This window comes from Pantoea sp. SIMBA_079 (assembly GCF_046940275.1).
In the GTDB taxonomy this organism is placed as follows: domain Bacteria; phylum Pseudomonadota; class Gammaproteobacteria; order Enterobacterales; family Enterobacteriaceae; genus Pantoea; species Pantoea borealis.
The window spans coordinates 1-241 of sequence record NZ_JAWRYR010000842.1; the positions used below are offsets into that span (position 1 = coordinate 1).

The 241-nt window shown below is 59.8% G+C and carries 1 pseudogene; it reads right to left on the reverse strand.

Going from position 1 to position 241, the window contains the following annotated elements:
* Positions 1-241 (reverse strand): annotated as a pseudogene (locus SB719_RS22320) (MFS transporter); the annotation flags it as partial.

Genomic DNA, 241 nt, shown 5'->3' on the forward strand with positions numbered 1-241 from the left:
CCAGCATCGCCAGAACGCCAATCGAGACGAGAACCTTGTTGCGCGGCAGCGGAAGGGTCTTGTCCGGCTTTGCCTTGCTGGCATTGGCAATCCGGTAGCGATTGTACCAGTTGCTCACATACCAGAGCAGCCTCATGCCGATCAGCGCGGCAACGGAGAACCAGGACACGCTGATCTGGCCGAACGGCAGAACGATGAACGCTGCCAGAAGAGGGCCGATCGACGAGCCGAAATTACCGCC